At 41.9% G+C, this 25,565-nt stretch carries 26 protein-coding genes, 1 tRNA gene and 3 pseudogenes; 15 read left to right on the forward strand and 15 right to left on the reverse strand.

Annotated elements, in window-relative coordinates:
- Nucleotides 1-233 precede the first annotated feature (233 nt).
- Nucleotides 234-515: a hypothetical protein gene (locus tag V7K35_RS01030; protein ID WP_335075634.1), complete on the reverse strand. Its 282-nt coding sequence runs from the start codon at nucleotides 513-515 to the stop codon at nucleotides 234-236.
- 5 nt (nucleotides 516-520) lie between these two features.
- Nucleotides 521-727, reverse strand: a complete 207-nt coding sequence (locus tag V7K35_RS01035; protein WP_335075636.1) for a hypothetical protein — start codon at nucleotides 725-727, stop codon at nucleotides 521-523.
- 15 nt (nucleotides 728-742) lie between these two features.
- Between V7K35_RS01035 and V7K35_RS01040 the strand changes: the two genes are divergently transcribed.
- The 6 genes from V7K35_RS01040 (at nucleotide 743) to V7K35_RS01065 (ending at nucleotide 3,036) form a co-directional block, all read left to right on the forward strand.
- Nucleotides 743-1,369: a hypothetical protein gene (locus V7K35_RS01040; RefSeq protein ID WP_335075638.1), complete on the forward strand. Its 627-nt coding sequence runs from the start codon at nucleotides 743-745 to the stop codon at nucleotides 1,367-1,369.
- Between the two features lie 127 nt (nucleotides 1,370-1,496).
- Nucleotides 1,497-1,799: a hypothetical protein gene (locus V7K35_RS01045; protein WP_335075640.1), complete on the forward strand. Its 303-nt coding sequence runs from the start codon at nucleotides 1,497-1,499 to the stop codon at nucleotides 1,797-1,799.
- Nucleotides 1,774-2,244, forward strand: a complete 471-nt coding sequence (locus tag V7K35_RS01050; RefSeq protein WP_335075642.1) for a hypothetical protein — start codon at nucleotides 1,774-1,776, stop codon at nucleotides 2,242-2,244. The genes V7K35_RS01045 and V7K35_RS01050 overlap by 26 nt, the downstream gene beginning before the upstream one ends.
- Nucleotides 2,231-2,482 (forward strand): hypothetical protein, encoded by a 252-nt coding sequence (locus tag V7K35_RS01055; protein WP_335075644.1) that lies wholly within the window; start codon nucleotides 2,231-2,233, stop codon nucleotides 2,480-2,482. The genes V7K35_RS01050 and V7K35_RS01055 overlap by 14 nt, the downstream gene beginning before the upstream one ends.
- Nucleotides 2,483-2,491: 9 nt before the next feature.
- Entirely contained in the window at nucleotides 2,492-2,869 is a 378-nt protein-coding gene (locus V7K35_RS01060; RefSeq protein ID WP_335075646.1) for a hypothetical protein, read from the forward strand.
- 11 nt (nucleotides 2,870-2,880) lie between these two features.
- A complete protein-coding gene (locus V7K35_RS01065; RefSeq protein ID WP_335075648.1) occupies nucleotides 2,881-3,036 on the forward strand; it encodes a hypothetical protein in 156 nt (51 codons plus the stop codon).
- Nucleotides 3,037-3,097: 61 nt separating this feature from the next.
- Here V7K35_RS01065 and V7K35_RS01070 read toward each other — a convergent pair.
- Together V7K35_RS01070 and V7K35_RS01075 are read right to left on the reverse strand one after the other, a co-directional pair.
- Nucleotides 3,098-3,170: transfer RNA gene (locus tag V7K35_RS01070), tRNA-Phe, on the reverse strand.
- Nucleotides 3,171-3,268: 98 nt separating this feature from the next.
- Nucleotides 3,269-3,548 (reverse strand): annotated as a pseudogene (locus V7K35_RS01075) (metal ABC transporter permease); the annotation flags it as partial.
- Between the two features lie 357 nt (nucleotides 3,549-3,905).
- Here V7K35_RS01075 and V7K35_RS01080 point away from each other — a divergent pair.
- Nucleotides 3,906-5,525 carry an iron uptake porin gene (locus tag V7K35_RS01080; protein WP_335075650.1) on the forward strand — a complete coding sequence of 540 codons (1,620 nt, stop codon included), beginning with the start codon at nucleotides 3,906-3,908 and terminating at the stop codon, nucleotides 5,523-5,525.
- A gap of 150 nt (nucleotides 5,526-5,675) precedes the next feature.
- Here the strand turns inward: V7K35_RS01080 and V7K35_RS01085 are convergent, their stop codons facing one another.
- Complete coding sequence (locus V7K35_RS01085; protein ID WP_335075652.1) at nucleotides 5,676-6,386, reverse strand: Npun_F0296 family exosortase-dependent surface protein; 711 nt, start codon at nucleotides 6,384-6,386, stop codon at nucleotides 5,676-5,678.
- A gap of 220 nt (nucleotides 6,387-6,606) precedes the next feature.
- Between V7K35_RS01085 and V7K35_RS01090 the strand changes: the two are divergent.
- Nucleotides 6,607-6,885 (forward strand): annotated as a pseudogene (locus V7K35_RS01090) (carbohydrate porin); the annotation flags it as partial.
- A 358-nt stretch (nucleotides 6,886-7,243) separates the two neighbouring features.
- On the opposite strand, the gene V7K35_RS01095 reads toward V7K35_RS01090, so the two are convergent.
- Nucleotides 7,244-8,344: a DUF6745 domain-containing protein gene (locus V7K35_RS01095; protein ID WP_335075654.1), complete on the reverse strand. Its 1,101-nt coding sequence runs from the start codon at nucleotides 8,342-8,344 to the stop codon at nucleotides 7,244-7,246.
- The gene (locus V7K35_RS01100) at nucleotides 8,331-8,624 is read right to left on the reverse strand and encodes a hypothetical protein (RefSeq protein WP_335075656.1); all 294 of its coding nucleotides are present in this window, start codon (nucleotides 8,622-8,624) and stop codon (nucleotides 8,331-8,333) included. Before V7K35_RS01100 ends, V7K35_RS01095 begins: the two co-directional genes overlap by 14 nt.
- 439 nt (nucleotides 8,625-9,063) lie before the next feature.
- On the opposite strand from V7K35_RS01100, the gene topA reads away from it, so the two are divergent.
- From topA to V7K35_RS01125, 5 genes are all read left to right on the forward strand, one after another.
- Nucleotides 9,064-11,715 (forward strand): type I DNA topoisomerase, encoded by a 2,652-nt coding sequence (gene topA / locus V7K35_RS01105; protein ID WP_335075658.1) that lies wholly within the window; start codon nucleotides 9,064-9,066, stop codon nucleotides 11,713-11,715.
- Nucleotides 11,716-11,980: 265 nt separating this feature from the next.
- Nucleotides 11,981-12,121, forward strand: coding sequence for a hypothetical protein (locus V7K35_RS01110; RefSeq protein WP_273767644.1), 141 nt, complete (start codon nucleotides 11,981-11,983; stop codon nucleotides 12,119-12,121).
- Complete coding sequence (aroQ, locus tag V7K35_RS01115) at nucleotides 12,096-12,590, forward strand: type II 3-dehydroquinate dehydratase (RefSeq protein WP_335075660.1); 495 nt, start codon at nucleotides 12,096-12,098, stop codon at nucleotides 12,588-12,590. The genes V7K35_RS01110 and aroQ overlap by 26 nt, the downstream gene beginning before the upstream one ends.
- 77 nt (nucleotides 12,591-12,667) lie before the next feature.
- A complete protein-coding gene (locus tag V7K35_RS01120) occupies nucleotides 12,668-13,609 on the forward strand; it encodes an ADP-ribosylglycohydrolase family protein (RefSeq protein ID WP_335075662.1) in 942 nt (313 codons plus the stop codon).
- Nucleotides 13,610-14,095: 486 nt separating this feature from the next.
- Entirely contained in the window at nucleotides 14,096-16,828 is a 2,733-nt protein-coding gene (locus tag V7K35_RS01125; protein WP_335075664.1) for an HD family phosphohydrolase, read from the forward strand.
- Nucleotides 16,829-17,019: 191 nt separating this feature from the next.
- Here the strand turns inward: V7K35_RS01125 and V7K35_RS01130 are convergent, their stop codons facing one another.
- The 5 genes from V7K35_RS01130 to V7K35_RS01150 all read right to left on the reverse strand — a co-directional run bounded on the left by V7K35_RS01130 (nucleotide 17,020) and on the right by V7K35_RS01150 (nucleotide 20,433).
- The gene (locus V7K35_RS01130) at nucleotides 17,020-17,382 is read right to left on the reverse strand and encodes a hypothetical protein (RefSeq protein WP_335075666.1); all 363 of its coding nucleotides are present in this window, start codon (nucleotides 17,380-17,382) and stop codon (nucleotides 17,020-17,022) included.
- Between the two features lie 188 nt (nucleotides 17,383-17,570).
- The gene (locus tag V7K35_RS01135; protein ID WP_335075668.1) at nucleotides 17,571-18,338 is read right to left on the reverse strand and encodes a hypothetical protein; all 768 of its coding nucleotides are present in this window, start codon (nucleotides 18,336-18,338) and stop codon (nucleotides 17,571-17,573) included.
- A gap of 537 nt (nucleotides 18,339-18,875) precedes the next feature.
- Complete coding sequence (locus V7K35_RS01140) at nucleotides 18,876-19,292, reverse strand: DUF2442 domain-containing protein (RefSeq protein ID WP_335075670.1); 417 nt, start codon at nucleotides 19,290-19,292, stop codon at nucleotides 18,876-18,878.
- A complete protein-coding gene (locus V7K35_RS01145; RefSeq protein ID WP_322638988.1) occupies nucleotides 19,285-19,530 on the reverse strand; it encodes a DUF4160 domain-containing protein in 246 nt (81 codons plus the stop codon). Before V7K35_RS01145 ends, V7K35_RS01140 begins: the two co-directional genes overlap by 8 nt.
- A gap of 246 nt (nucleotides 19,531-19,776) precedes the next feature.
- Complete coding sequence (locus V7K35_RS01150) at nucleotides 19,777-20,433, reverse strand: TetR/AcrR family transcriptional regulator (protein ID WP_335075672.1); 657 nt, start codon at nucleotides 20,431-20,433, stop codon at nucleotides 19,777-19,779.
- 337 nt (nucleotides 20,434-20,770) lie between these two features.
- Here V7K35_RS01150 and V7K35_RS01155 point away from each other — a divergent pair, with 337 nt between their 5' ends.
- Both V7K35_RS01155 and V7K35_RS01160 read left to right on the forward strand, forming a co-directional pair.
- On the forward strand, nucleotides 20,771-21,724 hold the full coding sequence (locus V7K35_RS01155; protein ID WP_335075674.1) for a Rieske 2Fe-2S domain-containing protein: 954 nt from the start codon (nucleotides 20,771-20,773) through the stop codon (nucleotides 21,722-21,724).
- Nucleotides 21,725-21,775: 51 nt separating this feature from the next.
- A pseudogene (locus V7K35_RS01160) lies at nucleotides 21,776-21,973 on the forward strand (cytochrome P450); the annotation flags it as partial.
- A gap of 247 nt (nucleotides 21,974-22,220) precedes the next feature.
- Here V7K35_RS01160 and V7K35_RS01165 read toward each other — a convergent pair.
- From V7K35_RS01165 to V7K35_RS01175, 3 genes are all read right to left on the reverse strand, one after another.
- Nucleotides 22,221-23,456 carry a DUF445 domain-containing protein gene (locus tag V7K35_RS01165; RefSeq protein ID WP_335075675.1) on the reverse strand — a complete coding sequence of 412 codons (1,236 nt, stop codon included), beginning with the start codon at nucleotides 23,454-23,456 and terminating at the stop codon, nucleotides 22,221-22,223.
- Nucleotides 23,457-23,724: 268 nt separating this feature from the next.
- On the reverse strand, nucleotides 23,725-24,417 hold the full coding sequence (gene ubiE / locus V7K35_RS01170; protein ID WP_334796006.1) for a bifunctional demethylmenaquinone methyltransferase/2-methoxy-6-polyprenyl-1,4-benzoquinol methylase UbiE: 693 nt from the start codon (nucleotides 24,415-24,417) through the stop codon (nucleotides 23,725-23,727).
- Between the two features lie 91 nt (nucleotides 24,418-24,508).
- Nucleotides 24,509-25,465 (reverse strand): response regulator, encoded by a 957-nt coding sequence (locus V7K35_RS01175; RefSeq protein ID WP_335075677.1) that lies wholly within the window; start codon nucleotides 25,463-25,465, stop codon nucleotides 24,509-24,511.
- Between the last annotated feature and the right edge of the window lie 100 nt (nucleotides 25,466-25,565).

Here is a 25,565-nt window from a genome sequence, read left to right on the forward strand (position 1 = left end):
AGATGTGGTAGGATATAGAGAAATAACGGTTATTCTACCGCCTAATCTTTCCGAGTATTTGTCCATTTATTTTTCCTTTTTTTTGATTCACTAATCCTTAATTAGTGATTTTTTTTGCGTGTGATAAATTACTGAGTTGCTATTAAAACATTGGAGTTAAAACGGGTCGATCGCAATTTCAAGGCAGGCATCAATCCACTGAGTAACATCTGTCACGGTAGAAATTGAAGCGCTCATTTCCGTTTAGCTCTTATGTTTTGACAATCGATTTTTATTTCAGCAATGAGTTCTGGATTGCTTTCAAAGAATGTAGGTAACCCTTGGAAGATTGCAGCTACTAGAGTGATCGCCTCATGGCGTTCTAGTTCTGGGTCTAAGGTTTCGATGTAGTCTATGAATTTGCACATCTGCCAGCAGGCTAGCTCAGTGCCATGATTTAGTTCCGGCGATGCGTAGCCAATAGTGTCGTCGGGGAAGATAACGATCGCAGCTTTTATTTCTTCTTCTGTGGGCATTGGGTTTAGGGATTGGGTGTTGGGGAATCGGTAAGTTGCAGAAACAACAGAAAATTATCCAACTGGTCAAGGGACAGTGAATAGCGCGATCGCACCCCGTAAATTTTCTCTAAATGTTCTCGACCTTGGGCTTGTGTCCAGCGTAATCGCTGCATATTGTCGTCTGTCTGGTTTATTAACTTTATACAGGCATTGGCTGTCCAAGAAAACATGGCAATCAATTCAAGTTGAATGAACCAACAACATGGGGTGAACCAGCATCTGTTTTCGAGGTAGATGATCCAAAACTAAAACGGGTACGGATTAGCCTGTGGAAAAAACTGCATTTCCGTAAAGCGGCGACACGTTCTATGTCAATGATTAGAGTTGAACGTCTCGATGCACAAGGTAATGAACGAGTGTCGAAACCTTTGTGGTTGGCTTGGGTAGGAGAAGAAATGCCACCAATAGAAGAAGTTTGGCGACTTTACCTGCGTCGCTTTACCATTGACCACTGGTATCGCTTTTTAAAGCAACGTCTGCACTGGACTGTTCCCAAGCTAGGTACCCCCAAACAATGTGAAAGGTGGAGTGATTTAATGCCCCTGATGACTTGGGAGTTGTGGTTAGCCCGTGATATTGTGACTGACAATCCTTTACCTTGGCAGAAGTCTTTTGACAAATTGACCCCTGGACGAGTCGCTCAAGCTATGGGAGGAGTTTTTGCGGTGATTGGTACTCCTACATCTGCACCCAAACCTCGCGGAAAGTCCCCTGGTTGGAAATCAGGAAAACCCCGTACCCGTAAAAACCGATTTCCCATTGTTAAAAAAACAGTAACACGACCACGTAAAGAACTATCAGTTGCTGTTTAATACCTAAGATTATTCATACTTTTGCTAAGTCTCTGATTCACTCAGCCCTGCTGGGTCTTTTTGCATGGCTTAGTCTAAACTCCAGTACAAAACCTGAACGAAGTTATTTATTGAGGAGATTTTACCAATGTCAAAGCCATTAGGCTACTACACGAGTTATACCCCAGGTGAGGATTTACTTTTAGAAAGAGTGCAACGAAAGTACGGTAGCGGCTTTGAGAAAATAACCAAGCGAGAAAAGCTGGTTATTCTCACTGTTTTAGCTTCTAACATTGGCTGTCAACTAGAAGGTGATTGTCGGGCTGAAATTTTTGCGATCGCAAAAGATATGACATCTCAGCTTTCGCTTTCTGACCAGGCAGGAATCATAGAATCGTTGATTGCACAAATGCGCTGGGGACAGAATGCAGAACCTGTACACCACCCCTGAAGCGGCCAAAGCAACTAACATTCCAGAAAGCACAATTCGCTCATGGATGCGCCGCCACCCTGAAGTGTTCCAGGTTGACGTTCACGTTGCAATTGACGAACACGGACAAAAACTGTGGACTGATGCGGGAATTGAGATGTTGCGGGCCCATCGTGCAACGAAAAATGCAACGGATGACGATGCAGAAATTGATGCAGAATCCGACGCACCTGATTTACTTGAGTCACTGCTGGATTCCGATGCACAGCGACTCGCTGACGAATATTGGCGACGGTTGCCGGGGCGAACATTGCAACGCATCAAACAGATGCGCGACAATCCCACACCTGAGCAACGCCAAATAGTGCAAACATCAGTCAACGCGGCGCTCAACGCTGGAACAGAGCATCTACTCTTACCCACTTATCAGCCGATGTTGCTAGAGGGAGGAGATGAAACAGACTAACAAACAGTTTGCTAGTAAGGTTGTACCATTCACTGGGGAATTTTACCCAGATATACCAGAACCCACACCAGCCGGAAATAATATCGCTGCTTATTTAGTAATTATTGCAGCTGCACTAGTCGCCGGTTTAAGCATGGGTGCAATGTCCACTTACCAAAGCGCGGATCAAGTGCAACTGCGCCAAATGAAAGCTCAAAGCCAGCAATTAGAAAAAGTCAAAAATCAAGTTTGTAGATAGGAATAAACAATGGGAATCCTTGCACGAATTACCAGCGCTGCAAAGTCCAGCAACAAAAGCAGTAATGAATCATCACTTTCGGGTGGGGGACACGGGATTGATAAAAATCAGGTGTTAGCCCCTACAGATCCGACTGTCATAAACCCGATGAACGCGGGAACTTGGCAGACCGTCAGAACTGCACCGATTAGTGAGACACCCAGATATTTTAACAAAACTGAGGCTGATGCACTAAAGCATGTTGCAGCCCAGAAAAGAGAAGAAGCCCGTCAGGCTAAACGCGCTTACAAATCTCTGAAAAGACTAGAAGAATCAGACGCACAGGTACACACTGCCCATCGTAGCTACATTAAGGGAGTTGCTGACAACGAACTGATATTTCCTTAGCAGCCCAGCAAATGGGGCATTCTGCCAAAACCCACTCGGAACTTTACCATCGCTGGATTAGCCGCCAATACCATCAAAGAGCCTTTGAAGTAATGGCGAGTAAAAGCGAACGCCTCCAGGCTCCGCGAATTTTGGGGCATGAAAAAGTTGTAAAATCTTTTGACTAAACCTTGCCTAGTTAGAATTTATGAGTTTCGGTCAAAATGCCTGTTGTTTGGTTGTAAAAGATGCCAGGAACCGGACTTGAACCGGTGACACGAGGATTTTCAGTCCTCTGCTCTACCAACTGAGCTATCCCGGCTGGGGCTTTTGTGAGCCACGATTAATCAATGTAGCAAACATCAAAGAATATAGCAAGTCTTTGGAGAAAAATATTTATGCAGCTTTCAATCTCAACTTGAACAAGATCAAAACGGCTACAAATAGCAGAAACGGGCCAGAAGCAAGGTTGAAAATACCTGATCCAATGATGCCAGCAATGCTGCATGACCAACCGCGTGGCTGAAAAAAGACAACTGGCGCACAAGGTAACAAAACTGCCCAACATCCCGCCAAGCATTCCCATGAATACAGGACCTACGATCGCCCGTTACATAAAAAGAAATCCTGACAACTTTACCAAATCATTAGTATTGGCGATCGCTAGCCAAGCTGTCTGACAATCATTGAAGAAATTCATATTTATGGGCATTAATGTTGGTGCTGGTAGCGACTGAAACCTCGGACTTAGATTGCTAACAGGTTTTGCAGGTAATAGCGGATTGCCTTTTTCTAAATTTTTTCCTATAATGATTCTCATTCTTAAAAGAGCCAGAGAATATCATTCTGGGTTTTCTGTGTAATGAATGACAACAAAACTTTTTCAGACGGTATAGCCTTCTGCAATTTAGTTTTCCCTGGAGAATTAGGATTTATTGACTTTTTTTGTTAAAAAGTTTGCTTACTTCTGATAAGATTGCTGACAAATATTCTCATAAAATACACGTTTAAAAAAATGTGGTTTGGGTGTGAATTGGAGATCAAGGTGAGGAGAAAAATGCACAAATTCTGTAAATATCTGCTAGTTAGTCCAGCAATCTGCGGTGTAATGCTATTTGTGAATAGTGCTACATTTGCAGGTGAAACATCTGGCACGTCTGAAATCAATCAAGCGCAAGTTTTAGCTAATCCAGACACAAGAGCTACGAACACAGCGCCAGATCAGACAATGGCGCAAGTTACCTCCGTGTCTCAATTTTCCGATGTACAACCCACTGACTGGGCATTCCAAGCATTACAGTCCTTGGTTGAGCGCTATGGCTGTATTGCAGGATACCCAAATAGCACTTATCGCGGTAATCGGGCATTAACGCGATATGAGTTTGCTGCTGGTTTGAATGCTTGTCTTGATCGCGTTAACGAACTTATTGCTACAGCCACTGGCGATTTAGTTAACAAACAAGATTTAGCCACATTACAAAAGCTGCAAGAAGATTTTTCAGCAGAACTTGCGACACTCCGAGGTCGTGTGGATGCGGTAGAAGCACGCAGTGCTGAATTGGAGGCGAATCGGTTCTCAACCACAACCAAACTGAATGGGGAAGTAGTAATAGCGATCGCGGATGTCGTAAGTGGAAATACAGTTAATGGTCAAAAAGTGAACCAAAATACTGTCCTTGCAGATCGGGTGCGTCTGAACCTCGACACCAGTTTTACTGGTAAAGATTTACTCAGAACACGACTTCAGGCAACAAACTTAGATCCCTTCTCTCAGACTGCTACCTTTACACCAGAAGGTGACTTCCGATTTGCTGGTGGTAACAACAGTAATGGAGTCGTGATAGACGCACTGTTGTATCAGTTCCCTCTCGGTGATAAAACAGACATCATCCTGGAAGCAAATGCAGGTGCAATTGATGATTTCACTAACACAGTCAATCCGTACCTTGATGGGGACGGTGGTAGCGGTGCCCTTTCCCATTTTGGGACTCGCAACCCAATTTATTATCTGCTCAATGGTGCTGGTATAGGAGTCAAACACGAGTTTAGTGATCAGCTCGAACTAAGCTTCGGGTATTTAGCGAATGATGCTGCTAACCCTCAGCTAGGCTCTGGACTGTTCAACGGTGCTTATGGTGCTATGGGGCAGTTAACTGTTAAGCCTAGCAAGCAAATTACCCTTGGTTTGACCTACATCAACGCCTACAAAAATACTTTTTTTGCCAATGGTAGTGGTGGTAGCAATAATGCTAATGACAACATATTGCAGAATGCTTCTAGCAACTCCTACGGTATTGAAGCATCCTTTCAACCTAGCTCAAAATTCGTGATTGGTGGTTGGGCTGGCTTAACCAAAGCTCGCGTCCTTTCAGTTGGTGACGCTGACATCTGGAACTATGCTGTTACACTGGCTTTCCCGGATCTTGGTAAAACAGGTAATATTGCAGGCATTATTGTGGGTATGGAACCTAAAGTTACCAGTGTGAGTAATTCTCTCAGCAATGCAGGTATCAATAAAGATCCAGACACTTCATATCACATTGAAGGTTTCTATCAATATAAGCTGAGTGACAATATCAGCATTACCCCAGGAGTTATCTGGCTAACAGGGCCAGATCATAACAATGACAATGATGATATCGTCATTGGTACAGTCAGAACCACATTCACTTTCTAATTTTCACAATCTTGCTTAAAGACGCAAATTTATTCTTTGCGTCTTCCCTTTTTCAGATGATTTTAAAATAAAAACCCAGTATTGTTTGCTGAGTTTTATATCTGAAAAGGGAAATTGCATTGTTAGTTTGTCAAACGGTGTAAGATGATTTTAAACTGATTTTAATTTCCGTTTTACAAATGAACCAGCACTCATAAGACCGAACGCTAGCAAGCCTAATGTTGTAGTAGGTTCAGGGACATTAGCTACTCTGTAGCTATGGTTATCACTTTCAAATGCAATATTAGTTGTTCTTAAAACTACCTTATCAAAAGTCTCTCCTATAGTAGTATTTGCTAACAAATTAACATAGACATTATTTGCATCACCACTCTGTTCACCATTCGCTGGAGCGCCAGGAACATCTGCGCCACTAAATGTTTTTAGTAGATTACCTCCACTATAGACATCCACAAAGTTATATGTGTCTATTGACCCCCAGTAGAAGCCAAAGTAATCAACAGCTTTACGAAAGGTAATAGTTTCATTACCAGTGTTTCCTGGAATATCCTGACCGTTAGCTTGGGCACCTTGTGGCGCAACCGTTAAGTATTTGCTGGTATCATTGAAGGGGGTAGCATATTGACTATCTACACTCCCTTGGACAATTCCATTGGTTGCAGAGTAAGTAACAAATGGATCGGTTGCTGTCCCGGAATTGAAGTTGATCGTTGTAGCTCCTTGAATATTAGTATATTGACCTTCTCCTGGAACAGGTATGGAACCTCCTTTAGTTAAGCTAACAGCGCCGGCTGGGTTAGCACTCATGAAAACAACTGCTGTTCCAATTAAAGCTAATGATAGTTTTTGCACAGTAGACATTGATTTATTTCCTTAATCATTTGATACCCATACCTTGGCATATCATCCGAGTATTTGTGTAGTAGGTAATAATCATTTTTACCAAAACTATTTATTGAGCCAATAAATCTGAAGATAGCAAAAAGCTGTTCAAAATATAGGATGTGAAGACAATTGCGGACTAAAATATCTTATATATATATACGTAGATGAATATTAAACCTGTATTATTATTTAGGCTAACATCTGGAACTCTACCGTCACACTGGCTTTCCCGAATCTTGGTAAAAAAGGTAACATTGCAGGCATCATTGTAGGTATGGAACCTAAAGTTAACAGTGTGAGCAATTCTCTCAGGAATGCAGGTATCAGTAAAAATCCAGACACTTCATATCACATTGAAGGTTTCTATCAATATAAGCTGAGTAACAATATCAGCATTACCCCAATAGTTATCTGGCTAATAGCGCCAGATCATAACAATCAAAACGATGATATAGCAATCCTATCTGAGTTGTGAAAAATGTAGATAATGAAACGAACCGCCAAGAACGCCAAGGACGCAAAGGGAAGAAAGAAGAAAGAGACATATAATTTTCACAAATGATTTAGGACTGCTATATCGTCATTGGTATAGTCAGAACCACATTCATTTTCTATTTAAAAAATTTCCAAAGAAGATGCAAATTTATCTTTTGCGTCTTTTGTTTTTTGTATGCTATGAAAAATAAAACCCAGCATAATACTGGGCTTGATATTTCAAAACAATATAGAAATTCCAGGGCTATTTCATTCTCATTTAGCCCGTGACCAAAAGGAGAGATAACAGTCTTACACTTTTTTAGTATGGTTCTAAATGTGTAAAGTCACTGAAGCCGTTATGTTTGCACACTAAATTCCTCTGGATCTACTCCCCAATTAACCCAGCGAATCGCTTCACGCGCTGATTTCATATTCGGTGGAACTCGCAAGGCGTGAATAAAGCTTGTGCTAGGGCAAGTCATTTTTAATAAATAAATCGGCTCGATATCCAGATTGTTATCAATTTTTAATAGTGTATATTCTTGCCAATTATCTAATTCAATAGCTTGTAGTTCTTGGCAAATTCTGGCGTAACCAATACCCTGAATTAATACTCGTCGTAGTTCGGCATTTTCTTCTGTTAAAAGCCATTGAGATTGCCATTGCTGAGGGTGGATTTTACCATATTTTTCAGGCAAGGTTACACCGTGGTAGGAGTAGACGCTATATCCATCGGTAAATTCAATGGCGGGTTCGCCTTCAGCGTGGAGGCGATTTTGATTGTCGAAGCGCAGATGAAGTGGGCGATCGCAGATAATACAAATATTTTTACCTGCGAAAATCCAGCCGCACTCTTTGACTACTGACTCAAAGGAATTCCATTTAACTCGATCGTACACACAATTCAAAACCGAAATACAAAAATCCTTTAAACTAGCACCGCAAGCTAATATTTCATATTGAATGCAGTCATCCTCAGCATCTTCCAGTTCAAGTTGTAGTTGACTTTCCAGTTGTCTATGTAATTCGCTCCACAATTGCCCGCAATGGCTACAATGATTCAAACTATTCTCTAGTTTCGTTTTTAATTCAAACCGCAGTACATAATCAAGTTCGCGATCAATTTGTTTATACAATTCATCATTGAGGTCGTTACATACGTTTGCAGGCGGGAGTTCATAAATACATAATTCTTCCCACAGCTCCGAACCACTATCCCAATCTCTACCAAGTTCTTGTGATAATTTGCTTAAAATGTTTATTAAAGCCGCATTTTGGCTATCATAAAAAACTATTTCAGGTTCTTCCATACCAATCAAAACATAAGTAGCTTTGACCGCTTCCGCCACTTTTTCTTTATCAATTCTCTCAGTTGAAAGCGCGATCGCTCTCCACTTTTTCCGATAAACTGGAATTAAAGCCTCTTGCTCAGGCGTTAACTTTTCAATCAGCGACATATCGCCAACCTTCAGGCTCGTATTCCCGCTGAATTTTCACCATCCAATCACCTTGGGGAATAGAAATAGCTTTATGCTCCTCATGAGCTAGCAATGCCGACTCTGAAAACACACGCAAATAGAGTGTGCTATCTTTTTCGTATAATTCTGCGTTTCCATCAGTAATGCGATGCTTATGCCCGGTAACTTCGCCTTCTGCCAAAGTTAAGTGAGGTATTTTTTGTCCTTCAATTTGCTGCACAGGCAGTAAGATTACATCACCTTGACGAATCGGTTGCATGGTTTTGCTTTCCTGACATGGGTACAAACCCCACTTCGCTTTTGCTCTCAAGTTTGGTTTAATTTTGGCACAAGGTCTATTAGATTGGGGCATTGGGCATAGGGCATTGGTGAATAGTTATTCTTCACTTGCTCGCCCTGCTTTCTTAATCTCCCAGTCCCCAGTTCCCAGTCCCCAGCCCTCAAATTTTAAAACTGTAGTCGCCAATTATGCGTTAGATAAGTTAAAGATTGAAATAGCTGGAAATTCAAACCCAGCATACCCTCATTTATCCTCTGGGACAGACTGGGCATTAAGTTCAGCAGATTTTCTCCCAAGCAGGCAGTTTATGTGAGGATTAAATCACCGCCCTAAGCGTGACCTTTGATCTTGACAATTTGTAAAAATTACCTCAATTTGACTGTTTAGCTTAGTAGCTCTTCTTTTTATTTAAATTTCCATGTCAACTCTCGTCATCGTCGAATCTCCAACCAAAGCTCGTACCATTCGCAACTACCTGCCAGCAGGCTATCGGGTAGAGGCGTCTATGGGTCATGTGCGTGACCTCCCCCAGTCGGCTAGTGAAATTCCCGCTGCCGTCAAAGGGGAATCATGGGCGCAGCTAGGGGTAAATGTGGACGCCGACTTTGAACCGGTGTATGTTGTCCCGAAAGACAAAAAGAAAATTGTCACCCAGCTCAAAGAAGCCCTCAAAGATGTAGATGAACTGATTCTGGCAACGGACGAAGACCGGGAAGGCGAAAGCATTAGTTGGCATTTATACCAATTGCTGAAGCCGAAAGTTCCGACTAAGCGGATGGTGTTTCACGAAATAACCCAAGACGCGATCAAAAAAGCTCTGAAAAACTGCCGCAATATCGATGAGCAGTTGGTTCGCGCCCAAGAAACGCGGCGGATTTTGGATCGACTGGTGGGTTATACCTTGTCTCCACTCCTATGGAAAAAAATCGCCTGGGGATTATCTGCTGGGCGAGTGCAATCTGTAGCTGTGCGGCTTTTAGTCACTAGGGAACGTCAACGCCGTGCTTTCCATGAAGGTACGTACTGGGATTTGAAAGCTAGTTTGTCCAAGGAAAAAACCCCCTTTGCTGCCCAGTTGGTCACATTGGCAGGAAGTAAAATAGCTAACGGCAGCGATTTTGACGCAACGACTGGACAAATTACCGCAGGTCGCAATGTCTTGTTACTCAACGAAGACCAAGCGGTAGCGCTCAAAGAACGCCTAACTGGGAAAACCTGGAATGTTAGCGACATCGAAGAACGCCCAGTGACGCGCAAACCTGCGCCACCGTTCACTACCTCGACGCTGCAACAAGAATCTAACCGGAAATTGCGCCTCTCAGCCCGCGATACCATGCGCGTTGCCCAGAATTTGTACGAGCAAGGGTATATTACCTATATGCGGACAGATTCGGTGCATTTGTCAGATCAAGCGATCGCAGCTGCTCGGAGTTGTGTAGAAAAGCTCTACGGTCAACAATACCTCAGTCCCCAACCTCAACAATACACTACCAAATCGAAAGGCGCACAAGAGGCGCACGAAGCAATTCGTCCAGCAGGTAGCAGCTTCCGCACCCCCCAAGAAACTGCTTTGGGCGGTCGAGAACTTGCCGTTTACGATTTGATTTGGAAGCGGACTGTCGCTTGTCAAATGGCTGATTCCCGCCAAACTCAAATTACCGTGCAATTGCAAGTTGAGGACGCTGGATTCCGTTCTTCTGGCAAACGGATTGAATTTCCCGGATACTTACGTGCCTACGTTGAAGGTTCAGACGACCCGGAAGCAGCACTGGAAGACCAGGAAGTAATTTTGCCTAATCTTAAAGTGGGAGATCATCCGAATTGTACAGAACTAGAAGCAGTTGGGCACGAAACTCAACCGCCAGCTAGGTACACCGAAGCGACTTTGGTAAAAACCTTAGAAAGCGAAGGTATCGGTCGTCCCAGTACCTACGCCAGCATCATTGGCACGATCATCGACAAGGGTTACGCCCAATTGGTGACTAACGCTCTGATTCCCACCTTCACCGCTTTTGCCGTCACCGACTTGCTGGAAAAACATTTTCCAGACATAGTTGATCCCAGCTTTACCTCGAAGATGGAGCAAACCCTTGATGACATTGCCACAGGTGAAGCGAAATGGCTACCCTACTTGCGGAAGTTCTATCTGGGAGAGAAAGGGCTGGAAACTCTGGTAAAAGAACGGGAAAATCAAATTGATGCCACCAAAGCTAGGACTGTAGAACTAGAGAATCTAGACGCCAAAGTCCGCATTGGGAAATATGGCCCATACATTGAGGTCGAAAATGGTGAGGGGGTTATCACCGCCTCAATTCCCAAAGACTTGACACCAGCAGACCTCGACCCCAAACAGGTAGAAGTATTGCTACGTCAAAAAACCACAGGACCTGACCAGGTAGGTCGGCATCCCGAAACTGGCGAACCGATTTATGTGAAAATTGGTGCTTATGGACCCTATGTCCAATTGGGTGACAAGACCGAGGAAAACCCCAAACCGAAACAAGCCTCCCTACTCAAAGGTGTCACCCCGGAAACAGTTACCCTGGAAATGGCTGTTGGTCTGTTGGCATTACCCCGCACATTGGGAGTTCATCCAGTCACTGGCGGCAAAATCCAAGCAAGTTTGGGACGCTTTGGCCCTTATGTCGTTCATGACCAGGGTAAAGAGGGAAAAGACTACCGCTCCCTGAAAGCTGCTGATAATGTATTGACAATAAACCTAGAACGTGCAGCAGAATTATTGTCCGAACCAAAAAAGGGGCGTAGTTCCACCAACAGCAAGTCCAAGGCAGCCTTACGCGAATTGGGTACGCATCCAGAGGATGGGGAAACAATTAACATCTACGATGGTCCCTATGGCCCTTACATCAAGCATGGTAAAACTAATGTGAGTATCCCAGAAGGTGAATCGGTAGAAGATGTAACGCTGGCTGCGGCACTGAACTTGTTGGCAGCTAAGGCATCGACAGCAAAATCGACTCGCAAAACAAGTAAATCAACGAGTTCCAAATCTAAGTCAACTGCTAAGTCATCAACGACTGCTGCGAAAAAAAAGGGTACAGAAGGTTAATTACAAGTCAAGAGTCCAAAGTCCGATCCTTAACTCTTGAACTCTTGACCCTAGATATCCATCCTTGATAGGATGCAGTTCGGTAGGTGCAAGTGTGATACTCTAAAAAGTAAGGGAAAACACAACGCCAAATTTTAGAAGTGGCTTATGTCCCAAATACGGGATTGTGGATCAGCCCGGTTGGAAGCCAGAGGTGCGAAAATATGCCATTTTCTGCGTACCTGTTAATCAAAAATTGAGGTAGTATCTCAGGAGCGGTCAGTTCATGGACTATATAGAAAAGGTAGTGGAAAAGCTTAAGGAATTAGCACGTAGGCTAATTGAGAGCCTGTTAGGACCAGAGGCTGAACCGGAACCGGAACTGATTCCGATTCCTGTGAATGATCGCTCGCGTCGTCGCCACTAGCCCGAAAGTGTCAAACTTGACGTTGCAACCCTTAAGCATTCTGGCACTGCATGGGCCAAACTTAAATTTGCTAGGACAGCGAGAACCAGGAATTTATGGTTCGTTGACACTAGCTGAAATTAACCGCCTGTTAGAAGAAGAAGGATTCAAGTTACAGGCGAAAGTTTTTCCTTTGCAGTCAAATCATGAAGGAATTTTGGTAGATACTATTCATGGCGCGTTAGGACAACATCACGGGATTTTGATTAATGCAGGGGCATATACCCATACAAGTGTGGCATTACGAGATGCGATCGCGGCTGTTAATTTGCCCACAGTAGAAGTACATCTGAGTAATATTTACCGCCGGGAAGATTTTCGCCATCATTCGTACATCGCCCCGGTAGCGATCGGGCAAATAAGTGGTTTTGGCGGACAAAGTTATTTGTTGGGCTTACAAGCACTAGTGAATCATTTAAGAAGCATATAAGTATAAAAAAGGAATTGATTTTGGATTTTGAATTTTGGATTAAATTCTTCAATTCAAAATCCAAAATCCAAAATTGTATGCGTTATTCTCCTATAAGTCGGTTTAGAGGTACTTTACTCGGAGCATTCCTGGGGGAAAGTTTAGCAGCCACTGGTGGTAAAATAAAGTCTCATTACCTGGATTTGGGCAGAATGGCGGTTTTGGGTACTGAAAGTTTGATTGCGTTGGGTAGATTAGATTTAGATGATTGGATTGGGCGTCAGCAACAAGAATCTCTTCATTTAGCAGTAACTGATGACATTTCGATAAAAATAATTCTTGCGACACTACCAGTAACACTTTTTTTTCACGAAAATCCAATTAAGCTCCGACAAAACTTACTGCATGTACTCAAAATCTGGGAGGATGACCCAGTAGTAAGGGATGGAACACTAGCAGTAGGATATGCGATATCTCTTGCCCTAACTGAAAAACTCAACCCTCTAACCCTCATCCCGCAAATAATTTCTTTTCTCGGAGAAACACCGACATCAATACCGAAAAAATTATTAAGAGTTCAAAATTTACTAGAGCAAGGGGCTGGATTGTCAAGGGCACAAGCTGAGTTTGCTAGGGAAGAAGAGCTAAGTAATACTATTGCTATGGCATTTTACTGCTTTTTGAGTACCTTGGAAGACTTTCGCCTTGCAGTTTTGCGGGCTACTCACAATCGCAATTTCAAAGTGGAAGATGCTACGCCTCTAAGCTCACAGGCTACAAGTGCAATTACTGGTGCTTTATCAGGAGCATATAACGGTATAGGTGGAATTCCCGTAAATTGGCAAGTCTTGCTTTTGCAGAGGAATTCCTCGGTATGGGGACTAACTAGCTTTTCTCAAATGTTAAAATTAACCGATGCATTTGTGGCAGTGTGGTCAGGAGTGTATAATTTTGCCCTGCATCCAAGCGAGTTAACAGAGGAGGGATCTGAGGCTTTGCTTGCAGTTTACGCAGCTCCTCGCGTTATTCGGTCGCGTTAATCCTGTTTTCACCGAACAACAGTGCGGATGCCAAAGGCTGAAAACTACGCAATCTAGCCAATAACTAAAAAACTTCCTAGTACAGCTTGCAAAAAATCCAGCTACCATCTCAAACAAAACTTGGGTCTTAAGGTTCTTATTAAAGGCAAGTAAGTGGGCAAGAATAAATAAAACTATGTTACGCAATGTAAAATTAATTAAATTAGCTTGTAGTAAGGCCTTCAGCCTTTAAAATAGGTCTGTATCTGCTTATTACAAACCTCTAATTATTCACGCCCACTTACTTAGGCAAACTGACGTCACAATGTACTAGTCTTATATACTAGAATTTTTCAGCAAACCTTCGGACTGATTCTGTAGGTAACTATTGTGGCAAGTCGGCAACAAAAAAGCCACCGCCACCGTAGTTGCAGCAGCCGCAGATAAAACTTCCCTGATGATTGTCTTATTTTGAGCTATCAAAGTCAGCAATTGCAGGCAGAGATAATGAAAATACAGCAATTTTTGCAGTTCTTAACCCAGCAATTGACTCACTGGCGGCGACAGTACAAAGGACTACGCCGTAAAGGAAAGTTAATGAGAAGTCCCAAAAGCAAAAGCCATAGGAGGGAACTTCTAAAGACTATTCTTAAGAATGTAATCTTATTTTTATCAAAAACCAATAACAAAAGCGTAGATGCAGCCCGCCGTAAGCATCGCCAAAAACAAGAAACAGCGCTCAAGTCAAAGGCAAAATCGGTCAAAACTAAGAGTAGTATTTATACAGTCGGTTTAAATTGGGTGCATGAACAGCGTTTCTTAGTGATTTTAGCGATCGCTGTACTGTCCCTCACAGGCGTTATTGGCCATAAATTATACAACCAGACTCAACTCCAAGTAGGAAATCCCGCGCCCCAAACGATTAAAGCACCTTACACAGCTAGCATCGAAGATCAGAAAAAAACAGAAGCCAAGCGCAAAGCCGTTAGTAAAAGTTCCTTACAAATGTTGATGGTTGATGCACGAATGAATCAACAAATCAACGAAAATTTGCAACAACTTCTAGATGATGGCTATGAAATTCGCACCATTGCTGGAGCTTTTCCTTTTTTTGATCCTGTAGTTTTGTCCATCTTTACCCAGCGTTATCTCCGCTCTTGTGCGAACCCGGAATGGCAAGCACTGCTAGTAGCTGTAGAAAATAGTAAAAATCAGCAGAAGAAAGGAACAGGACGAACCGCCTCCCGTTCATCATCTATAGCTGCACCTAATCAGGAACGTCAGCCGCTCACAATACCCAAATCTGATTCTCAGAATTTAGAAAAGACAGAGCCAGTTGATTTTTCTCAAAACACTGACTTTACTCAAGCAGTAGCAGAATTAGAATCTTACCGTGTCACAACTTCTGAGAAAAACTTGTCTTTACTGATTGCCCAAATTTCCCAAGCACGCCAAAGATACACCCAAGCCACTACCAAACTTTTAAAATTAGAGATTGTTGCCCCAGAAGTAGTATACGAGGAATCCCTGCTTTTGGATTTGTCAGATGTGGAGTGGGAAAAAACACAAATGGGAATCCATCAGAGTGCAAAGCGGATTCTCACCCAAGGCATCCCACAAGGACTGCCAAAAAATATCTTAGAGGATGCGGTGAGTTTACAATTGCAGACCTCTGTACCAGAATCCGCTGAAACTTTGGCAAAAAAGCTATTGTTAGCTGCACTTAAGCCGAATTTGCAAGAAGATGAAGAACAAACGAGACAAAACGCTCAAAAGGCTGCTGCTGGGGTGCCACCCGTGATGGTGAAGATCCGGCATGGTGAGGTGATTGTCAAAAAAGGAGAGCAGATTACTGCATGGAACTTTGAGGTGTTGGAGCATTATCACCTGGTTCGCCGGGAGGTAATATGGCGGGAGTTGGTGAAGTTAGCAGGCGTGATTGCGATCGCCATTGGCATTTTTGTCTGGGTAGAACGGCATATTCATTACGAATTGCGACAACGCGATCGCCTATTGGTGTTATTGCTGACTCTGAGTGTACCAGGTGTGATCACAATCGGATTGCCTTATACAACCTGGAGTGCCCTTAGTTTATTGTTGGGAAGCTTCTACGGCCCCACTTTGGGCTTGACAGTTGTCGGACTGCTGTTGCCGATATTAGGCATTAGCTTGGATATGAGCAAGGCTGCGCTTTTAGCTGGTGTTGGGGGAGGAATATTAGGTAGTTACATTGCACAACGATTGCGATCGCGTGAAGAATTAGCATTATTAGGTGTTGCGATCGCCTTAACTCAGGGTGGTATTTATCTGGTTGTTAAAATCTTAATTGGTCAAGCATTTGGTTCAACCTGGTACATCGTCCTCCGAGAAGCCGGATTGTTTGCTTTATCCGGTTTAGGCTGGAGTGTCGTAGCTTTAGGGTTGAGTCCTTATCTAGAAAAGCTTTTTGATTTAGTCACTCCCATTCGTTTAGCAGAGTTGGCGAACCCTAACCGCCCTTTATTAAAACGACTCGCTACTGAAACTCCCGGAACTTTTCAACATACGTTATTTGTGGCTACCCTTGCCGAAGCTGCTGCCAAAGAACTAGGATGCAACGTTGAACTAGTCAGGGCTGGTACATTATACCATGATATTGGCAAAATGCACGACCCCCTTGGCTTTATTGAAAATCAAATGGGGGGGCCGAATAAACACGATACCGAGATTAAAGACCCTTGGAAGAGTGTAGAAATTATCAAAAAGCACGTAACTGAAGGGTTGGTGATGGCGCGTAAACACCTTTTGCCTACAGCAATTCAAGCTTTTATTCCAGAGCATCAAGGAACGATGCTGATTGCCTATTTCCATCATCAAGCCCAGCAAATGGCTCAGCAAGATCCAAGTTTAATAGTAGACGACGCAGATTTTCGCTACGATGGTCCAATTCCGCAATCACGGGAAACCGGAATTGTCATGTTAGCAGATTCTTGCGAAGCAGCGCTGCGATCGCTGCAAGCATCGGCTAAATCTGTGGGAGAGAAGCGATCGCTTAAAGATGTCTCCACCGAACAAGCTTTAGCAATGCTCAATAATATTCTACGTGCCAAATGGCAAGACAATCAACTCGTAGATTCAGGACTAAAACGGGAAGAAATGTCACAGATTGCTCAGATATTTGTGGATGTTTGGCAGCAATTTCACCACAAACGGATTGCTTATCCAAAGTTGAAGGCTAGTAGCACTGCGCGGAATTCGTAATGCGATGTCTACGCCTACGCACACCTGCTAATAATGTTGTTAAGAGGTTTTTTTTGAGGTGCGATCCTAGTTTCAATGCGATCGCGAAAAAGCAGACCTAAAGTTTTAGCCCAAAATAAGCGTTTTACTGGGATTCACATACTTTAGTTTTTGCCGACATATTGCCCACATATATTTAGTTGATCGACTCTCTAGGCTCCCTTAGTCTTTTGCCAATCTTCTAACGCACCAATTACAAAGCTGGCGGCGGGATGATTGAGTAATTGCTCAAAAGCAGAGACACCGCCTGCTTTGAGGGCATTCAAGACACGTTCTGACAAAGACTTATCACCTTCAATTCGTGTTAGTGCTTCTGTTGCGATCGCCATCTTGCCTGTGGTGGTATTGCTTAGATACGACTTGTCTAACTGTTCGAGCAGTTGTTGTATTTCAGCGGCAGCATCAGCGACGCTTTGCGGTTGTCCGGCAGCGTAGAAATTGCCTTGGATATAGCTGCCGTCGATACGTTCGTTGTAGTTGCCCCCGCCAGTATTGATAGTGCGATCGCCTACCATTGATTTATCTCCAAAAACGTTTCATCCCGTATATTCTAGTTAAAATCACGGTAATTTTTCTGCAATGCGATACAAAGTTCATTATTTATTATGAGTTTGATGCCTAAATGAATCTTGTAGCCAAAAATGCTAGTCATAAAAGTTTCACTACACATTAACGTAGTTAATTATTGGATAATGGACTTAATTTACTCAGGGTTATTTCTATTACTTTTCCAATTAGCCATCCTGTCTTTATCAATTTTTTTCTTCGCTGTTCCAATAGCGTTATCTTTACTTGATAAGCGTCGTTGTTTACTTAAATCTAAAGGAGAACCATCCTCTCTTTGAATTTCTAAATTCCACATATTTGCATCGTCTTTAGCTAAGTAAATTGTATATCCATTATATACTATGACATCTCTGTCATTGTTATTGTTAGGAACATAGTATGTGTATTCCAAAGCACTAGAATTATTTAATGTTTCAATTTGGCTGCTTTTATTAATTTGGTCAGTTCGAGTTATTTGAGTAATTTGATTGATTTGGCTAAGTTGGTCATAACTTTTAGTCAATAAATCTATAATAATCTTATTTGCTAATTCTTGTTCGCTAGTATCTTCTTTGTCATCAAAACTAGCTTTTACTTCTGGCTGTTTGCGTAATTCTTCAGCTAACTCTTTAGCAAACTGAGATATTACTTCTCCGGGATCTGAGTTTTTAACTATTATCTCATTCAAGATATCTTTTAAATCACCAAGCGTCTCAGAAATATCTGCACTAATTTCTACTTCTTCATTTTTAATATTAATATATTTCTTTACATAATCTCCTCCTATATAATCTCTTCCAATTTTTTCATTATAAGCCCCACCATTTGTATTAACTGTTCTTTGCTTATTTGTTATTGGTATTATCTGCTTTATCGGTGCTAATCTAGGTTGTATTTTTACTATAGTTTGATTTTTTAAATGCAAAAACATACCTGATAAAAATAAAGTTAGTCCGAATATAGTAATAAAAATATTTATTGTGAATGCAGTATGAATTAATGCAAGTAATAATGATATGGAAAACGAGCCGAACACTATAAATAATAATGAATTTCTTGATTTTATCCTCAAAAAAAACATTTATATAAGCACTAAATAGTGTAAAAAGTACCTGTAAATCATTTATTAAGTAGTATTTATGCTTAAACATTTTTACCAAGTTATTACGATAAAGTATGTAACATAAGTAACTATTTATCTGTGATTTCAGTCATTTAATACAAAGTAAGCCTTTGGAAGCGGTATTGTTACAAATACCTTTCTCGCACTCGATTGCGTCCACTGCTTCGACTACCTATAATGTCAAGGCTTCTCTAATCCTGGCTGGCTCTACACCCCAGCTTTAGATGCGATCGCTTGATAGTCGCTGGAGTAAATTAATTTGACCATTCGTAAGTGATCGCCAGATTTAGTTTTAGTAAGTCAAGCTTGATCTTCATCAATAGCCAGTACAATTTCTTTTCAGGGGCGATCGCCCTTTGTACCATTTAGTCGAGATGCCTCAGATTTTGCAGCAGAAGTGGAACTTCCACCCTTTCTAGCAAGTTCAGCCATCCATTTTTTAGTTCCAAATATTCCACTCATCAAAGCAGGAATACTCAAATCTACATCTAGGGTTTTCCAGTGTAATCCTTCACCAGAAGGTGTTACCTCTACTTCTGCTAAGTCCTTGATTGAAGCACCCGCCAGTCCTTCTCCTACCTCTGAAGGGAACCCAAACATACATTTGTTGGACAAAAAAACTATAATCATTCCTAAATAAGCGTCATAAAAAGCACGAGTAGCCCGTGGTTCAGACATGGCAGCATCTGAGTTTGCTCTGGCATTGGCTAGCTTTTCTTTTAATACTTCTTCTGTAGCCGCAATCTTCTTAACCATGATATTCTCGCCACTTTTTTAGTAGTTCCAATTGATGATCAGCAACTAACTGTAAAGCTTTCACCGCATCTTTATCACTCATTCCTGGGGATACCCAAACCCACTCTGGAGCTAGGTTTTCATCTCCTATGTTGATTTTTGCCTCTCCGCCGCCTTTAAAAACATGGACATGAGCAGGAATATGATCGTTAAGGTAGATACGAACCTCAAAACCGCCTTTTCTTAAGATTGTTGGCATTTACAGCAGATTGCGAGTTGGTGAGGTACAAAAATACCCCACCCTAACCCTCCCCGATATATTCGGGAGGGAACTAGATTTATTTTTCCCCCCAATAAACAGGGAGATTAAGGGGGGTTATTCACCGCAGCCACAAGCAAGAGAAGGGTGTACTTCATTTACTTGCAAAGTGCTGTAATATCTTATTTTATCAGATATAACCTAAGCGCTTGGGTTTATCAATAGATCGCATTTCCCAATTAATCTCTAATCTCCAGTGCGTCGCACACCAGCCAAAATAAAATTAACTGCTGCTTGAGTATGCTGCTCAATCATTTCTGAACTCAGCAGTTGCAAATCGGGTCTAGTATGCTTGATGTTTTCGTAAGCGTTGAAGTATAAATTACAAACCCCAATAATATGCAGGGTGGTGAGAAATGGATCGATCTGACGGAAATAACCTTCCGCCATCCCCCGCTCTAAAATCTTGATCAGATACGCGAAATTTTCTTGCCAATTCCCCTGTTTGAAATACTTTCCCTGATTTTGGTTTGCTTCTTGAAACCAAAGCATCCCTCTGTGCGGGTGAGCAGCTTCGTAGGCGATCGCTTCCTTGACTAGCAACTTCAAAGCCTCCTCTGGTGGTAACTTATCGAAATTTAGCTGTTGCAACACTTCGTGCATCTCCACCGCCGGACGTTGCAGAACAGCTTGATATAGTCCTTCCTTGCTCTGGAAATAGTAGTAAATCATCGCTGTGTTTATACCTGCACCTCTAGCGATCGCCTCTGTCCGCGCCCCTTGAAGTCCATTTCTGGCAAACTCCGCTTCCGCCGCATCGAGAATCTGCTTTTTCGTCGCTTCTGCATCGCGCACCTGACGCGGCTTTTTAGATGAGAATTTTGACTGCGTTGAACGACCCACGTTGCTCCATCAGCATAACGAAAATATCTTAACTAAAAAATTGGTTAGTAGTTGACATAGAAGATGAAATTTATTAAATTAAGAATAACTAACTAAAAAATTAGTTAGTCATTTGGATAATTCAGCAATGCAGTAGCCAAAGTTAGCCGAGCAAATGCCCGGTAGTATTAGTTCGTCCATTGTAGACAGGACTTTACTTATTCCAATTTGTATTCAAAAGTAAAATGTCAGATAAGTGACACAAGGTTGTCAAGCACAACTTTCAAGATTGCGTGGCGTTTTGCTAACGCATCTACTGAACTTTAAATAAACAACTTCTCAATATTTTGGAGGAAAAATGGAACCAATTTTAACAGGTGCGCCTTGGTTAATCGCGCACAAATCTACATTAGGAGTGAATAAACCTAATAAAATCACATTAAATGGACAGGATTATGTCATTTGGCAAAACCAAAAAGGCGAAGTGTTTGCCCTTGATAATATCTGTCCACATATGCAAGCACCTTTATCAGACGGCTGGGTTTGTCAAGATAGAGATACTATTACTTGCCCTTTTCATGCACTAGAATTTGATGGACAAGGCAGACTACAGCAAGGAGAAAAAAAGGACATTCAGCCAATTACCAAATCATTAGAGCTAATTATTAGCAATGATTGTATCTGGACATATGCTGGATTTGAGCCAAGATTACCAATCCCAGATTTGCATCAGAAAATTGTAGATGAATACGAGTTCATCGGAGTAACTGGGGACAAAAGTATTCAGGGTGACTTTTTGAGTAACCTGATGGTTAACTATGACTATAACCACCAAAATGGTACTCATAAAGAACTATTTAAAATTACATCTTGTCATGTAAATTCTTTTGAAGAAAAAGGATACTATGCCACAGTCAAACAAGAACTGAACAGAGCCAACAACACGTTAGAAGAAATTATCAATAATCCTATTTTGGGAATTTTACCGAAAACCCTTGCAAACACACTCGAATACGCTTTCCCTTCAACTACAGCTTTTTTTGCTAAAACCCCTATTGGTGATATTGCTCAAATTCATATTCTCTACCCTGAAACCGAAAAAATCACCAAGACGTTTATTTTGATGTATGCCCAAGTCGTCAATCCTTTGATGAAATTTATGTTCAAAAATTCAGTTTTAAAAGTAGCAGCCACAGTCATTGAACAGGATACAGGTGCAGTTGAGAGCTTATATCCTCGGCAAAAACCAAAAATTAGATTGCCAAATGAAGAGATTATGTTCTACGCAGAAAAACTCTACCGCGATTGGTAACTTGGATTTGCAAAGCCTAACTGCGCTTTACAATTAAGTAGATTAGGTTTTGGTTATGGTTCGCACAGTTGTTTAGGCATGGAATTTGCCCAGATGGAAATGAAAATCGTGCTTTCCACACTACTTCGCCATTACGACTGGACAGTAAAACCGGATTATTCTGCGATCGCTCCAGTTCGTCAGCCTTCTAAAGTTAAGGACACTTTACAAGCATATATTGAGCCTTTAGGTAATAACCTAAGTATTTAAAGTGACAAAATTAACTGGGTTATCAGTTGAAGATGTATAGTTGTTGCAAACAGAGATAAAAGGTGAGTTGAGGTAATTAATAATACTTGCTTTGGGCGATAAGTAAGCTACGTAATTCGTAATTATTACCTTACGGATGAATCCGGGTGTCTCTGAATAAAGTAGACATCGCTCAATTTCACTCATTTCATAATATGGGTAACTTGCACCTAGAATTTGATAAAAGTTTACAGACAAAAACAAAAAATTAATATTGACTTAAGATTAAAAACACTGTCTGCAATAACCCGATGACAAAACCTAAAACACCGCCTAAAGTCACAATCGCTTGCAATTCATTTTTTACAATTCCCTCAATTGCAGCTTCTAAATCAGCCGGTGAAGTTGATTTTATCCGGTCAACTATCACTTGATCTATCGATAAAATTGGAATCGCCTGCGCCACAATTACTTCTAAATCTTTTTCCAAATACTTATCTAAAAGTAAAGCCAACTCTTGACTCATGACTTCTAAAGAAGTACTGACAACAGGTGAAGTACTAAGACGATTCAGCAGGACTCCAGCAATATTTTCCCAATCAACAGAATCAGTTAATCCTTGTAAAAAATCACTGCCACTGTTTTGCAGATAATGGCGAACACTTTCGCGGGTGGTCTTTCTAAGTTGACGCACCGTACCCATTGGCAAGTTTTGTAATGATAAATTTTGCAGTAATTTTCTAATGCGATCGCGCATTTGTAAATCTTGAGTCAATTCCTGCAAGCGAGTATTAGTAGCCTCCTTTTCATCCAAGCAAAAAGTCCGTAACCGTGTAAGAGTATTACGTAAGCCAAACAAATTTGCTACTACCCAATAAGTACCACTGGTTTTTTCGCGGAAGCCTTCATCAATAATTTGAATTGTGCGATCTGTCAAAAAATCAACTATCGTCTGCCGCAACACATCCGGCGGTAGAACTGCTTGCAACAACCAATCAGCAAGCCGCGTGGCTTGTTCTTCACTCAATTGAAATTCCAGCAATATCTGGTCAAAAATTTGATTTATCTGCGCTTCCAAAAAGTCTTCACGTCGCGCCAAAACTTTGAGTAACCGTGGTAATGATTCCCCAAGCAAATCCCGCAAAATTACCGCCACAATTTTAGCACTTTTCTGGTTTTTATCTGTTTTGATTTGTTCGATTGCCAGCTGCAACAACCAGAGAATTCCTGCTTGCACGCGTTCTGTTTGCAACAATCGCCGCGCTAGATTTTGCAATTCTTGTGGTGTCAACAGTGACCCCATGATTGTCTTGGAAATGTTCAGAGCCAGACGTTCCTGGTTGCGGGGAATCAATCCAGGGGTGAAGGGTACTCTTCGTCCAGCAATATAAATTGCTCGGTAAGGACGGAACAACATTTTGATGGCTATATCATTTGTGAAATAACCAATGATTCCACCCAGTACCGGGGGAGACACATAAAGCCAAAGATGAGACCAGTCCACAGGATTTTGAATTTTGGATTTTGAATTTTGGATTCTAGATTAGAAATTAGGGATTAAGGATTGGTAATTGGCGGTTATTAGTTATGAGTTATTTTTCCATTCACTACTAACGATTTTCCATTAACCATTACCTATTCCGCAGTCCCCAATTCAAAAGACGCTCGCAGACTCGCTCTAAGCGTACCCCTGCGGGGAAGCAAGCTACGCGTAGCGTCTCTAAGAGTTGCCATGCCGTAGGCTTTACGCTACGCTATCCCAAATCTAAAATCTAAAATTTGCTGACTACCAGCACTCCCATCATACCGTTCACGATGGGGTAGTGTGTGGCAACAGCAAAACCAACTTGACGCGCTAACTCTATTTGCTCTTTCCCGATGGGAAAACGGTCTAAGCTGGGACTGATGTAAGCATATTCTTCTTTTAAACCTAAATAATTGGCAACTGGAACCACGAAACCGTCCAAATACCACTGCTGAAAGGTACGTAGCTGAAGATTACTCGGTCGATGAAAGTCTAAAATTGCAGCTTTAGCACCCGGCTTCAAAACACGGTATAACTCTTGGAGACTACGGGGAATATCTTTAACATTTCTTAAACCATAGCCCATTGTTGCAGCATCAAATTTGTTGTCATCAAAGGGTAAATTTAGCACATCGGCTTCTACCCAGGTGATAGCAGGTTGAGGGTACTGCCTTTGGGAACGTAATGAAGCAATTTCTAGCAGGTTTGGGGAAAAATCCACTCCGTACACCTGTCCTGTTGCTCCTACACGCCGTGCCAAACGTAAAGCTAAATCACCACTACCGCAACACAAATCTAATGCAGTATCACCTAATTTAGCTCCACTCCATTTAACTGCCATTTCCTTCCATATTCGATGCTGTCCTAGACTCAACCAGTCGTTCAACTGGTCATAAACTGGAGCAATACGGTTAAAAATGGACTGAATTTCGTTAGTCATTGGTCAAGAATCAAGGGTCAAGGGGAGTGGCGTTGAACTGGCGTTCAAAATTCAAGGGTCAAGAGTTGAACTTTGGACTCTTGACTATTGACTAAATTTTTGTTTTATGGTAATCACTACTAGTAAGAGCGATCGCCAGCAGTTCGGCTGATAAATTAATTAGCATTAATTCATCTTCCCGCAAAGTACAGGGTTGTTTCCACTGTAGCGATAATACACCCAAAAGTTGATTGCGGTAGCTAATTGGGATAACTAAATGTGCTTGCACACCCGTGTTGTAGTAGTGAATAGCATCAACTAATTTAGTGTCTTTAAGTACATTTAAGGAAACTTGCATTTGCCCGGTAGCGATCGCTTCCCTTGTTAGTGGGTCAAGAGATAGCCAATTCTCTATTGTACCTATATCGCTGTAAGTTCCTTGAGTCGCAACCAGAGTATTTCCATCTGTAAGTTGTAGGATACAGCCTTCTGCTCCAAAAGTCTGACTCACAGCCCTAGCAATTGGAGCGAGAGTTTCTTCTAAGCTAGAAGCTGCTTGAGTTATCTGTACCAAAACACTCAGCAGCCCCATTTGAGCATGAGCACGACGTAATTCTTCTGTACGTTGCTTGAGCAAGTCGTAGGTTTCTGCTGCTCTTTGTACCACTGCCTTCAGTTCTCCTGGGTCCCAAGGCTTGGTGATATATTTGTAGACTTGCCCCGCATTAATCGCCTCTACCAAATCTTCAATATCAGTAAATCCGGTGAGAATTATTCTTACCGTATCGGGAAACTGAGGTACAGTCTTGCTGAGAAACTCAGTTCCTTTCATTTCTGGCATCCGTTGATCGGAGATAATCACCGCTACCTCCCCTTCTGCTGCCAAAACTTGTAGGGCGTTCACCCCACTATCAGCTTTCAAAACATTAAAGTCGCGTCGAAATGTGCGATAAAGCAGATCGAGATTATCTGGCTCATCGTCAACTACCAGGATTTTCAGCTTTTTTGGTCGTTCAAGAGTCATCACTTGATATTGGTTTTTATCAATTTCGAGACTGGCGTTATCCATAAGATATTTCCTTTAAATATTCACTATCTTGTTATATTCCATACCAAGTTTAGTTGAGAATAGCTCAAATTTATCAAGGGTTTTTACGGAGTTAAGTTGC

Origin of the sequence: Nostoc sp. (genome assembly GCF_036917275.1) — a bacterium.
Taxonomy (GTDB): domain Bacteria; phylum Cyanobacteriota; class Cyanobacteriia; order Cyanobacteriales; family Nostocaceae; genus Nostoc.

Excerpts from the sequence above, each read along its gene's own strand:
- V7K35_RS01030 (WP_335075634.1), bottom strand. The coding sequence starts at position 515 with ATGCCCACAGAAGAAGAAATAAAAGCTGCGATCGTTATCTTCCCCGAC.
- V7K35_RS01035 (WP_335075636.1), bottom strand. The coding sequence starts at position 727 with ATGTTTTCTTGGACAGCCAATGCCTGTATAAAGTTAATAAACCAGACA.
- V7K35_RS01045 (WP_335075640.1), top strand. The coding sequence starts at position 1,497 with ATGTCAAAGCCATTAGGCTACTACACGAGTTATACCCCAGGTGAGGAT.
- V7K35_RS01050 (WP_335075642.1), top strand. The coding sequence starts at position 1,774 with ATGCAGAACCTGTACACCACCCCTGAAGCGGCCAAAGCAACTAACATT.
- V7K35_RS01055 (WP_335075644.1), top strand. The coding sequence starts at position 2,231 with ATGAAACAGACTAACAAACAGTTTGCTAGTAAGGTTGTACCATTCACT.
- V7K35_RS01060 (WP_335075646.1), top strand. The coding sequence starts at position 2,492 with ATGGGAATCCTTGCACGAATTACCAGCGCTGCAAAGTCCAGCAACAAA.
- V7K35_RS01065 (WP_335075648.1), top strand. The coding sequence starts at position 2,881 with ATGGGGCATTCTGCCAAAACCCACTCGGAACTTTACCATCGCTGGATT.
- V7K35_RS01080 (WP_335075650.1), top strand. The coding sequence starts at position 3,906 with ATGCACAAATTCTGTAAATATCTGCTAGTTAGTCCAGCAATCTGCGGT.
- V7K35_RS01085 (WP_335075652.1), bottom strand. The coding sequence starts at position 6,386 with ATGTCTACTGTGCAAAAACTATCATTAGCTTTAATTGGAACAGCAGTT.
- V7K35_RS01095 (WP_335075654.1), bottom strand. The coding sequence starts at position 8,344 with ATGTCGCTGATTGAAAAGTTAACGCCTGAGCAAGAGGCTTTAATTCCA.
- V7K35_RS01100 (WP_335075656.1), bottom strand. The coding sequence starts at position 8,624 with ATGCAACCGATTCGTCAAGGTGATGTAATCTTACTGCCTGTGCAGCAA.
- topA (WP_335075658.1), top strand. The coding sequence starts at position 9,064 with ATGTCAACTCTCGTCATCGTCGAATCTCCAACCAAAGCTCGTACCATT.
- V7K35_RS01110 (WP_273767644.1), top strand. The coding sequence starts at position 11,981 with ATGGACTATATAGAAAAGGTAGTGGAAAAGCTTAAGGAATTAGCACGT.
- aroQ (WP_335075660.1), top strand. The coding sequence starts at position 12,096 with ATGATCGCTCGCGTCGTCGCCACTAGCCCGAAAGTGTCAAACTTGACG.
- V7K35_RS01120 (WP_335075662.1), top strand. The coding sequence starts at position 12,668 with ATGCGTTATTCTCCTATAAGTCGGTTTAGAGGTACTTTACTCGGAGCA.
- V7K35_RS01125 (WP_335075664.1), top strand. The coding sequence starts at position 14,096 with ATGAAAATACAGCAATTTTTGCAGTTCTTAACCCAGCAATTGACTCAC.
- V7K35_RS01130 (WP_335075666.1), bottom strand. The coding sequence starts at position 17,382 with ATGGTAGGCGATCGCACTATCAATACTGGCGGGGGCAACTACAACGAA.
- V7K35_RS01140 (WP_335075670.1), bottom strand. The coding sequence starts at position 19,292 with ATGGTTAAGAAGATTGCGGCTACAGAAGAAGTATTAAAAGAAAAGCTA.
- V7K35_RS01145 (WP_322638988.1), bottom strand. The coding sequence starts at position 19,530 with ATGCCAACAATCTTAAGAAAAGGCGGTTTTGAGGTTCGTATCTACCTT.
- V7K35_RS01155 (WP_335075674.1), top strand. The coding sequence starts at position 20,771 with ATGGAACCAATTTTAACAGGTGCGCCTTGGTTAATCGCGCACAAATCT.
- ubiE (WP_334796006.1), bottom strand. The coding sequence starts at position 24,417 with ATGACTAACGAAATTCAGTCCATTTTTAACCGTATTGCTCCAGTTTAT.
- V7K35_RS01175 (WP_335075677.1), bottom strand. The coding sequence starts at position 25,465 with ATGGATAACGCCAGTCTCGAAATTGATAAAAACCAATATCAAGTGATG.